Annotated in this window: 10 protein-coding genes; 3 read left to right on the top strand and 7 right to left on the bottom strand. The window is 67.6% G+C overall.

The annotated features are described in order from the left end of the window. Window positions 1-80: 80 nt before the first annotated feature. Window positions 81-1,256 (bottom strand): MFS transporter, encoded by a 1,176-nt coding sequence (locus ABE571_RS17670; protein WP_313208815.1) that lies wholly within the window; start codon window positions 1,254-1,256, stop codon window positions 81-83. Window positions 1,257-1,355: 99 nt separating this feature from the next. Here ABE571_RS17670 and ABE571_RS17665 point away from each other — a divergent pair, with 99 nt between their 5' ends. Next, the gene (locus ABE571_RS17665; RefSeq protein ID WP_346494308.1) at window positions 1,356-2,291 is read left to right on the top strand and encodes a LysR family transcriptional regulator; all 936 of its coding nucleotides are present in this window, start codon (window positions 1,356-1,358) and stop codon (window positions 2,289-2,291) included. Here the strand turns inward: ABE571_RS17665 and ABE571_RS17660 are convergent. Continuing rightward, the gene (locus ABE571_RS17660) at window positions 2,257-2,727 is read right to left on the bottom strand and encodes a DUF1456 family protein (RefSeq protein WP_313219929.1); all 471 of its coding nucleotides are present in this window, start codon (window positions 2,725-2,727) and stop codon (window positions 2,257-2,259) included. The two genes, ABE571_RS17665 and ABE571_RS17660, sit on opposite strands and share 35 nt — an antisense overlap. Before the next feature lie 190 nt (window positions 2,728-2,917). Between ABE571_RS17660 and ABE571_RS17655 the strand changes: the two genes are divergently transcribed. Beyond that, the gene (locus tag ABE571_RS17655; protein WP_346494306.1) at window positions 2,918-3,322 is read left to right on the top strand and encodes a hypothetical protein; all 405 of its coding nucleotides are present in this window, start codon (window positions 2,918-2,920) and stop codon (window positions 3,320-3,322) included. 97 nt (window positions 3,323-3,419) lie between these two features. Next, window positions 3,420-4,169 carry an SDR family NAD(P)-dependent oxidoreductase gene (locus ABE571_RS17650; RefSeq protein ID WP_176990950.1) on the top strand — a complete coding sequence of 250 codons (750 nt, stop codon included), beginning with the start codon at window positions 3,420-3,422 and terminating at the stop codon, window positions 4,167-4,169. Between the two features lie 221 nt (window positions 4,170-4,390). On the opposite strand, the gene ABE571_RS17645 is transcribed toward ABE571_RS17650, so the two are convergent. The 5 genes from ABE571_RS17645 to radC all read right to left on the bottom strand — a co-directional run bounded on the left by ABE571_RS17645 (window position 4,391) and on the right by radC (window position 9,129). Then, window positions 4,391-4,747 (bottom strand): VOC family protein, encoded by a 357-nt coding sequence (locus ABE571_RS17645; protein ID WP_313208812.1) that lies wholly within the window; start codon window positions 4,745-4,747, stop codon window positions 4,391-4,393. A 70-nt stretch (window positions 4,748-4,817) separates the two neighbouring features. Then, on the bottom strand, window positions 4,818-5,600 hold the full coding sequence (locus ABE571_RS17640; protein WP_346494304.1) for a helix-turn-helix domain-containing protein: 783 nt from the start codon (window positions 5,598-5,600) through the stop codon (window positions 4,818-4,820). 103 nt (window positions 5,601-5,703) lie between these two features. Then, window positions 5,704-6,573: an SPOR domain-containing protein gene (locus tag ABE571_RS17635; RefSeq protein WP_346494302.1), complete on the bottom strand. Its 870-nt coding sequence runs from the start codon at window positions 6,571-6,573 to the stop codon at window positions 5,704-5,706. Window positions 6,574-6,591: 18 nt separating this feature from the next. After that, on the bottom strand, window positions 6,592-8,280 hold the full coding sequence (argS, locus tag ABE571_RS17630) for an arginine--tRNA ligase (RefSeq protein ID WP_346464610.1): 1,689 nt from the start codon (window positions 8,278-8,280) through the stop codon (window positions 6,592-6,594). Between the two features lie 150 nt (window positions 8,281-8,430). Beyond that, window positions 8,431-9,129, bottom strand: coding sequence for a DNA repair protein RadC (gene radC / locus ABE571_RS17625; protein WP_346494300.1), 699 nt, complete (start codon window positions 9,127-9,129; stop codon window positions 8,431-8,433). Window positions 9,130-9,432: the final 303 nt, after the last annotated feature.

Below are 9,432 nucleotides of genomic sequence, written 5' to 3'. Positions count from 1 at the left end.
GGGGGGGCCCCCGGGGGTTCGCGCCCCGGTGGGGTCGGCGCCCCCCGGGGCGGCCCCTCCCCCCCCCCCCCCGGTCGGCTCTACCGGCGTACCACCGCCACCGCCCACACCGCCATCGCCACCAGCGCGACGCCCGCACCGGTGACGCACACACCGGTCCAGCCGAAGCGATCAAACACCTGCGCCGAGACCAGTGAGCCCAGCGAGCCACCGATGAAATAGCCGGTCATGTAGCCGGCATTGAGCCGGTTGCGTGCTTCCGGGCGCAGTGCATACACCACGTTCTGGTTGCTCACATGCAACAACTGCGCAGCCAGATCGAGCACGATCACGCCCAGCACCAGTGCGATCAGCGAGTGCGTGGAGAAGCCCAGTGGCAGCCACGACGCGGCCAGCAGCACCAGCGCCACGGTTGTGGCCAACGCGGCCTTGCCACGGTCGGCCATGCGTCCGGCCACACCGGCGGCCAGCGTGCCGGCCGCACCCACCAGCCCGAACAGACCGATCGTCGCATCGCTGTAGCCATACGGTTCGGCCGCGAGCAGGAACGCCAACGGCGTCCAGAAGATCGCGAACATCGCAAAGCTCAACGCGCCCAGCACGGTGCGCAGGCGGAACACCGGTTCCTGCGCGAACAGCGTGCCGATCGAGCGAAGCAGCTGCAGATAGCCCAGCCCGGCGGTCTGATGGAAGCGCGGCAGATGCCGATAGAGCATGCCCGTGGTCAGCACCAGCGCCGCCGCGGCGATCCAGTACACGGTGCGCCAATCGCCCAGCGAGGACAGCGCCCCGGCTACCGTGCGCGCCAGCAGGATGCCGAGCAGCAGGCCGCTCATCACCGTGCCGACCACCTGGCCACGCTCCTCCGGCCGCGCCAGCGTCGCCGCGAATGGCACCAGCACCTGCGCCACCACCGAGAACAGGCCGGTCAGCGCGGTGCCGACCAGCAGCCACACGAACTGATGGCTGAGCGCGCTCAGCACCAGGCCGGCCGCCGACAACAGCGACATCACCACGATCAGCCGGCGCCGTTCGAACAGATCGCCCAGCGGCACCAGCAGGATCAGGCCCGCCGCATAGCTCAGCTGGGCCACGGTCACCACCGTACCGGCACGCGCGAAGGACACCCCGAACTGCCCGGCGATGGTGTGCAGCAGCGGCTGCGCGTAATAGTTGCTGGCCACGGCCACACCGGTGGCGAAGGCCATCAGCAGGACCTGCCAGCGGCTGAGGGGCGAGGGCACGTCGTGGGTCATGACGGGCTCCAGGAAAGAAGGGGCGACAGTGTCCGCCCGATCGGTAAATGAGGGAAATGAATAGTTATCATCCAATGCATCTGAAAATGAGATGGCACGATGAACCTCAAGCAGCTCGAGTTCGCGGTGGCGCTGGCCGAGGAAGGCAACTTCACCCGAGCCGCGCAGCGCTGCCACGTCGTGCAGTCGGCGCTGAGCCACCAGATCGCCCATCTCGAAGACGAACTGCAGGCCACGCTGTTCGAGCGCCTGCCGCGTCAGGTCAGGGTAACGCCCGCCGGTGAAGCACTGTTGACGCACGCACGCCAGGTGCTGGCGTCACTGCGGCATCTGCGCGATGACGTCGCCGCCGTCGGTGGCCAGGTGCGCGGCATCCTGCACATCGGCCAGATCACCTCGTTGACCGCGGTGGATCTGGTCGCTTGCCTGGCGGCCTTTCACCAGCGCTATCCGCAGGTCGAGTTCCGCCTGCGCATGGACAAGAGCGAAGTGCTGATGGCCGACGTGCGCGAGCGGCGGCTGGATGTGGCGCTGGTCGGCCTGTCCCCGGGGACCCCGATCGAGGGCGCCCAGCACCGATTGCTGGCCGAGGAGGCGATGGTCGCCGTGCTGCCGCCAGCGCATCCATTGGCGACGCGCAGACGGCTCTCGCTGGCGACGCTGGCCGAGCTGCCGCTGGTGGATTTCCCGCAGGGCAGTGGGGCCCGTCGGCAGACGGACGAGGCCTTCGCCGCCGCCGGACTGCCCCATCGGGTGCCGTTCGAGATCAATCACATGGCGCTGGTCGAGCGCTTCGTGCAGCAGGGTCTGGCGGTCGGCATCGTGCCGCAGGCGATCGCTGCCGGTTTCAGCGGCGTTGCCTGTGTGGCAATCCAGGGTGCACCGACCCGGCGGGTTCATGCGGTCTGGTCGAACCTGCCCACGCCGGCGGCGCGGGCCTTCATGGCGGAACTGCTGCAGCACGTGGCCCCGGCACCGGAGCCACGCACCAAGGCCTCACTCAGGCGCCGCGCACGCGCAGGGTCAGGCCCTTGAGGAAATTGCGCAGCATCTGGTCACCGCAGGCGCGGTAGTTCTTGTGGTCCGGCTGACGGAACAGCGCGGACAGTTCCGGCTTGGAGACCGAGAAACCGGCGGCGTCGAACACCTCGTGCATGTCCACGTCCTTCAGCTGGAAGGCGACGCGCAGCTTCTTCAGCACCAGGTTGTTGGTGATGCGCTTTTCCACCGTGCGGACCGGCTGGCTCTCGTCGCGGCCACGGAAATGCACGATCAGGCCATCCAGGAAATGCGCCAGGGTGCGGTCGTCGCAGGGCACGAAGCCTTCTTCGTCTTCCTTGCGCAGCCAGCCGGCCACATCGGCCTTGTCGACCACGAAGGCCGGATCGGCCAGGGCACAGGTGTCGGCGATCATGCCGTCGCTGAGGTCGAGCATGTAGCGGATGCTGCGCAGTACATCGTTGTTGATCATGGGACGTCCAATACCGCCGGCGCGGCTGCGCGGCTGGCGGCCATTTTACCCCGTGCCGGGCCCGCCGCCGGCTGCGACCGGTGGTCGCTGTCATCTGGCTGCCATGAAAGTGAAGCACAGTGCCGCGATCAGGCATCGACAGGCAGTGGAGCAGGCAATGCGCAGGTGGCAGGTACTCGGGTGTGTGGGCATGTTGCTGGCGGGCCAGGCTGGGGCGCAGGTTCCGTATGTGGCGCTGGAGCAGCGGCTGGATCCGCAGGCGCTGGCCGAGGTCGGGCTGACCCCGGCCCAGCTGCAGACGCTGAACCGCCTGCTGCGCCAGGCCGAGGCCGAGGCCCCGGCGCCGGCACCCCTGTTCCCCGGGCTGGACGACGGCCCCATCACCGCCAAGGTCACCGGCCAGGTGGGCGGCTGGGCCCCCGGCACCGTGTTCACCCTCGACAACGGCCAGCAGTGGCAGGTGCTCAAGGGCGAGATGACGCTCAAGACCGCCCGCAGCAACCCCGAGATCGTGGTGGTGCCGGGCATCGCCGGCCGCTGGTTCCTGCAGGTGGATGAAGACCTGCCCAAGGCACGGGTGTTCCGCATCCGCTGAGACGAAGGCGCGCAGGACCGGGTAGCGGAGCAGCGCACGGCGCTGCACCGGGCGGGCATCGGTGCGAAAATGGTCGGGATCTCCACGGAGTACCTCGATGACCCGTACCGCTCTGATTACCGGCGCCACCTCCGGCTTTGGCGCCGCCGCTGTCCACCGTTTCGCCCAGGCCGGCTGGCGCGTGATCGCCACCGGTCGCCGTGCCGAGCGCCTGCAGCCGCTGGTCGATGCCTACGGTCCCGAGCGCGTGCATGCCGCGGTGTTCGACGTGCGCGACAGCGTGGCGATGGAAGCGGCACTGGCCGCCCTGCCGGCCGGGTTCGCCGACATCGACCTGCTGGTCAACAACGCCGGGCTGGCCCAGGGCACCGCCCCGGCCCAGAGCGCCTCGCTGGAGGACTGGCGCACCATGATCGACACCAACGTCACCGCCCTGGTGACGCTGACCCATCGCCTGTTGCCGCAGCTGGTCGCGCGCAAGGGCGCGATCATCAACATCAGCTCGGTTGCCGGGGTGTACCCGTACCCGGGCGGCAACGCCTACGGCGGCACCAAGGCCTTCGTCAGCCAGTTCTCGCTGGGCCTGCGCTCGGACCTGCACGGCAGCGGCGTGCGTGTGACGACGATCGAACCGGGCATGGCTGAAACCGAGTTCACCGTGGTCCGCACCCATGGCGACCAGGCCGCTTCGGACAAGCTCTACACCGGCGCCAACCCGATGACCGCCGAGGACATCGCCGAGCAGATCTTCTGGGTCGCCTCGCTGCCGGCGCATCTGAACATCAATCGCCTCGAAGTGATGCCGGTCAGCCAGTCGTTCGCCGGCTTCCAGGTCGCGCGCGACTGATCCAAGGGCATCGCTGGCCAACACCTCGGCCGCACGCCCGAACGGGCCAACACCTCGGCCGCACGCCCGAAACCGGTAGAGCCGACCGTTGGTCGGCTGCCCTTGGCGCCTACCCACCGCTGACGGCAGCCGACCAACGGTCGGCTCTACCTGCATCCTGGCAGCCGACCAACGGTCGGCTCTACCTGCATCCTGGCAGCCGACCAACGGTCGGCTCTACCTCAGGCGGCCGTCCACACCGCCAGCTCATACCCATCCGGATCGCGGAAATGAAACCGACGGCCGCCCGGGAAATCAAACGCGGCCCGGCAGATTGCCGCGCCGGCCGCCTGCAGCCGCTGCTGCGTGGCGACCAGGTCATCGGCATACAGAATCACCAGGGGTCCGCCCGGTTGCACCGCTTCGCCGGTGGTGAACCCACCGGTCAGGCGTCCATCGCTGAACTCGGTGTAGGCCGGGCCGTAATCGGTGAACGTCCAGCCGAAGACCTCAGCGTAGAACGCCTTGCTGCGCGCGATGTCGGTGACATTGAATTCGATGTTGTCGATGCGGCGATCGTTGCCGTGTGCGGTGCTCATGGACGCTTCTCGTGGAAAGGAGCCCCAGCATCGCCACTGCGGCCGCGCCGGTCTTGAACAAAACGGCCAGTCAGCCACGCCACTGCGCGCACAACGCCGCCGCCCCGATCCCTGCCAGCGCCCGCACCTCGCGGCTCAGGTGCGACTGGTCGGCGTAGCCCACCTCCGCCGCCAACCCCGCCAGCCCCTCTCCCGGTCTCGCCCGGGCCAGCGTCAGGAACCGCTGCAGCCGCAGAATCCGCTCCAGCATCTTCGGTCCATAGCCGAACTGCTCATGGCACAACCGGCGCAGGCTGCGCGTGCTTATGTGCAGCCCCGAACCGATCGCGGCCAGATCATGACCACCGGCCCGCACCTGCCCGAACACCCGCGCCGCCACCGCGTGGCGGCTACCGGTAGAGCGGGGCAACCCAGCCAGCGCCTGCGCGAACAACCGCTGCCGCGCATCGCCATCGCCCACGTCATTCAACCGCGCCGCCAACTGCCGCGCCTGGGGTCCCAGCACCGCATCCAGCTCCACGGCGGTGCCCACCAGTTCGTCCAGCGGCACCCCCAGCCACGCCCGCGCCGCGCCGGGCTGGAAGCGCGCGCCCAACACCTGCGCGCCGGGCATCAACTGCGGGTGGGCGGCCACCACATCCGGGCCCACCGCATACAGCCGTCCCTCCCGCCACAGGATGTCCACGCAGCCATCGGGCAGCACCGCAACCTCACCGTGATGGCCCACCGGCAGATCGCTGCGCCACAGCTGCCCGAAACAGCCCTGCAACGGAGCAGGTGCCGCCCATTCGCGGTAGCGACCGGTCGCACCGGCAACGCCGGGAAGGTCATCAGAATCGGGGCGGGAAGACATGCAGGGACGATAACCCGTCGAGCCGACCGTGGGTCGGCTGCTCTGGGCGATCAAAAAAAACGCCGGGCAATGCCCGGCGTTCCTGTATACGTTGCAGCGCGCCTTACTGCGCCTTGATCGCCATCGCCTGCAGCCCGGTCCCATCCAGCTTCTGCTTGGCTTCGGCCAGCTCGCCCGCGCTGCCATACGGCCCCATGCGCACGCGGTACACCGTCTTGCCGTTGATCTGGGCCGATTCCACGCGCGCGGCCAGGCCGATCATCGCCAGCTTGGCCTTGGTCGCCTCGGCGTCGCCGGAGGCACCAAACGCACCGGCCTGCAGGATGTAACGCACGTTGCCCGCGGCCGGCGCTGCGGCTGCAGCGGCGGCAGCCGGGGCGGTGGCGGCCGCTGCATCCGGCTTCGGCGCGGTCGCCACTGTGGCCGGAGCCGATGCCGCCGGTGCCGGGGTGGCGGCCGGACGTTCGTTCACCGGCGCTGGCAACGCAGCGGTACTGACCGGCGCAGGCGTGGTGGTCGCGGCGGTGCTGGTCGGCGCCGGTGCCGGCGGCAACGGACGGCCTTCCAGCGCCGCCTGCGCGCGCTGCGCATCGGCCTTGGCGCGGCGCTGATCTTCGGCGCGTGCGCTGGCGGCCAGCTCGGCATCGGACATTTCCACTTCCTTGCCGGGCAGCAGGGTGTAGAAGTCGTACTGCGTCGCCGCCGGCTTGGCCGGTTCGGCAGGCTTGGCGGCGCCGGGCTTGGGCAGCTCGCTGCCGACGTCCGTATCGGCGTCGCTCACCGGGGCCGGCTGGGCGTTCGGGTCCGGCTGCGGGCCGACCCGCAGGAAGCCATCACCGTCGTTCTTGAACAGGTTCGGTGCCGCCAGGAACACCACGGCCGCAATCGCGACACCCGCGACCAGCCACACCCATCCCGGGGTGCCCTGGTTGCTGTTGCGCCGTGCCTGGCTCTTGCCGCGTCGTGCTGCCATTTACTGCTTCTCCACTGCTTACATTTTTTCCGGGGCGGAAACGCCCAGGATGTTCAGACCATTGGCCAGGACCTGGCGCGCGGCGCAGGCCAGCGTCAGCTTGGCATTGCGTTCGCTTTCGTCGGCCACCAGTACCTGCGTGCCGTGATACCACGTGTGGAAGGCGTGCGCCAATTCACGCAGGTACTGCGCGATCAGGTGCGGTTCCAGCGCCAGGCCGGCCGCTTCAACGACTTCCGGGAAGCGCGACATTTCCACCATCAGCCACAGCGACGCCTCATCGCCGAGCGAGGACAGCCCGGTCAGCCCTTCGGCCGGCGTGTAGCTCAGCTTCTTCTCCTGCGCCTGGCGCAGCAGGCTGCACACCCGCGCATGTGCGTACTGCACGTAGAACACCGGATTGTCGTTGCTCTGCTGGCGGGCCAGATCGATATCGAAGGTCAGCTGCGAATCGGGCTTGCGCGCGATCAGGAACCAGCGGGTGGCATCGCGGCCGGCCTCTTCGATCAGGTCGCGCAGGGTCAGGTAGCTGCCGGCACGCTTGGACAGCTTCACTTCCTCGCCGCCGCGCATCACCGTCACCATCTGGTGCAGCACGTATTCCGGCCAGCCCTTCGGGATGCCGACGTCCAGCGCCTGCAGGCCGGCACGCACGCGCGCCAGCGAACCGTGGTGGTCCGCGCCCAGCTCGGTGATCGCGCGCTCGTAGCCGCGCTGCCACTTGGAGAGGTGATAGGCCACATCCGGCAGGAAGTAGGTGTAGGTGCCGTCGGACTTGCGCATCACGCGGTCCTTGTCGTCACCGAAGTCGGTCGAGCGCAGCCACAGCGCGCCGCCTTCCTCATACGTATGGCCGGCCGCGTTGAGCTGGGCGACGGTCTCTTCGACCTTGCCGTCCTTGTACAGCGAGCTTTCCAGGAAGTAGATGTCGAAGTCCACGCCGAACGCGGCCAGGTCCTGGTTCTGCTCGTTGCGCAGGTAGGCCACCGCGAAGCGACGGATCGCATCGAGATTGTCCGGGTCGCGCTCGCCGACCACCGAGTGGCCTTCCAGCTCCACCGTGGCGCCGGCCAGATAGGCCTTGGCCACATCCTCGATGTAATCGCCGCGGTAACCGGCTTCCGGCCAGCCGGCGTCGTCGGGCTTGAGGCCCTTCGCACGCGCCTGGGTGGACAGCGCCAGGTTCTCGATCTGCACGCCGGCGTCGTTGTAGTAGAACTCGCGCTTGGCGTTCCAACCGTTCACTTCCAGCAGGCGCGCCAGACAGTCACCGATCGCCGCCGCGCGGCCGTGGCCGACATGCAGCGGACCGGTCGGGTTGGCCGACACGTATTCCACGCCCACGGTGCGGCCGTTGCCGCTCAGGTTGTGGCCGTAATCGGCGCCTTCCTTGAGCACGCCGGCCGCTTCGCGCTGGTAGGCGCTGGGGGCGAGGTGGAAATTGATGAAGCCCGGGCCGGCGATCTCGACGCGCAGCACATCATTGCTCTTGGGCAGGGCATCGAGCAGCGCCTGGGCCAGGGCGCGCGGGTTGCTGCGCGCCGGCTTGGCCAGCAGCATCGCGGCATTGGTGGCGAAATCGCCGTGCTCACGGGTCTTCGGGCGTTCGACCACGAATTCCGGGGTCAGGGTATCGGCCGGCAGAGTGCCGTTGGCGCGCAAGGCTTCGATGCCTTGGCTGATCAGGGCGCGGAGGAGATTTTTCACAAGGCCTGCTTTGGGACTGGAGCGGCGGAATCGGCAATTTTAGCCTAGATGGCGGGCCGATCCATTGAACGGGGTTGGGGCAGGGGGCTTGAGGGGTGTTGGGGGCGGTTTCAGGGCTTCGGACAGGGGTTCTGGGACTGACTGGGGCGTTCAGCCCCGAAAAGAGAGGGTGGGTTCGAGCCAGCCTCGTTCAGCCATGGAGACGGGGGTGCCTTCGCCTACTACTACGTGGTCCAGGAGGCGGATGTCGACTAGATCCAAGGCCTTCTGGAGGTGCTGGGTGATCTCGCGATCCGCGCGAGAGGGCTCCGCGCTGCCGGAGGGGTGGTTGTGGCTGACGATGACCGCTGCGGCGTTATGCAATAACGCCCGGCGAACCACCTCCCGCGGATACACGGCGGCCGCGTCAATGGTGCCGGTGAACAGCTCCTCATAGCCCAGTGTCCGGTTGCGGGTGTCCAGAAACAGGGCCGCAAATACCTCTTGAGGTCGGGAGCGCAGTCTTTGCTTGAAGTAACGCGCTGCAGAGCCGGGGTCGCGCATGCTGTCGCCTCGATCCAATTGCGCGCGGAGGTGACGGTTAGCGAGTTCGAGCGCTGCCACCAGTTTGCATGCTCGTGCAGGCCCCAGTGCCGGAAGCTTCATGAGCTTTGCGGCATCCATGTCCAATAACTTCCGCAGTGGACCATGAATCTTCATCAGCTGACTCGCGCTCTCCAGCACATGCTGGCCCTTGCGGCCGGTACCCATGAATAAGACCAGAAGCTCTACGTCAGATAAAGCAGCGGGCCCTTTTGCCAGCAACCTTTCGCGAGGGCGTTCATCTTTGGGCCAGTCTTTAATTGCCATATCAGCAATTGTCGGGATGCACGAGTGGAGGCGCCATCAGAAGCGATCGCGATAGCGCGTCAGAATCTGGAGGGATGGATGCAGGTGCTATCCCCGGATTTGAATATCAATCTCTGAAAGCCTTGGGATGTCTGCGTCGCATCGTTAGTAATGCTTCATGGGCAATCTGCCTCATACAAGCCAGCTCAGGGCGTCCCTTTAGGGGTGAAACCATGTCATTGCCATGAAAAACCCAGCCCAGCGAGCGAAGCTGATTTCTGACGTCGGTAGGCGTGTTGGCCTCAGGGCACGGAGAGTGCGTGT

The organism is Stenotrophomonas sp. TWI273 (assembly GCF_039674765.1).
Taxonomy (GTDB): Bacteria; Pseudomonadota; Gammaproteobacteria; order Xanthomonadales; family Xanthomonadaceae; genus Stenotrophomonas.
Note: the sequence above shows the minus strand (reverse complement) of the source record. Positions and strands in the feature narration are given on the sequence as shown.

Coding starts and splice junctions, on each gene's coding strand:
- ABE571_RS17660 (WP_313219929.1), bottom strand. CDS start 2,727: ATGATCAACAACGATGTACTGCGCAGCATCCGCTACATGCTCGACCTC.
- ABE571_RS17665 (WP_346494308.1), top strand. CDS start 1,356: ATGAACCTCAAGCAGCTCGAGTTCGCGGTGGCGCTGGCCGAGGAAGGC.
- ABE571_RS17635 (WP_346494302.1), bottom strand. CDS start 6,573: ATGGCAGCACGACGCGGCAAGAGCCAGGCACGGCGCAACAGCAACCAG.
- ABE571_RS17670 (WP_313208815.1), bottom strand. CDS start 1,256: ATGACCCACGACGTGCCCTCGCCCCTCAGCCGCTGGCAGGTCCTGCTG.
- ABE571_RS17645 (WP_313208812.1), bottom strand. CDS start 4,747: ATGAGCACCGCACACGGCAACGATCGCCGCATCGACAACATCGAATTC.
- ABE571_RS17640 (WP_346494304.1), bottom strand. CDS start 5,600: ATGTCTTCCCGCCCCGATTCTGATGACCTTCCCGGCGTTGCCGGTGCG.
- ABE571_RS17655 (WP_346494306.1), top strand. CDS start 2,918: ATGTTGCTGGCGGGCCAGGCTGGGGCGCAGGTTCCGTATGTGGCGCTG.
- radC (WP_346494300.1), bottom strand. CDS start 9,129: ATGGCAATTAAAGACTGGCCCAAAGATGAACGCCCTCGCGAAAGGTTG.
- ABE571_RS17650 (WP_176990950.1), top strand. CDS start 3,420: ATGACCCGTACCGCTCTGATTACCGGCGCCACCTCCGGCTTTGGCGCC.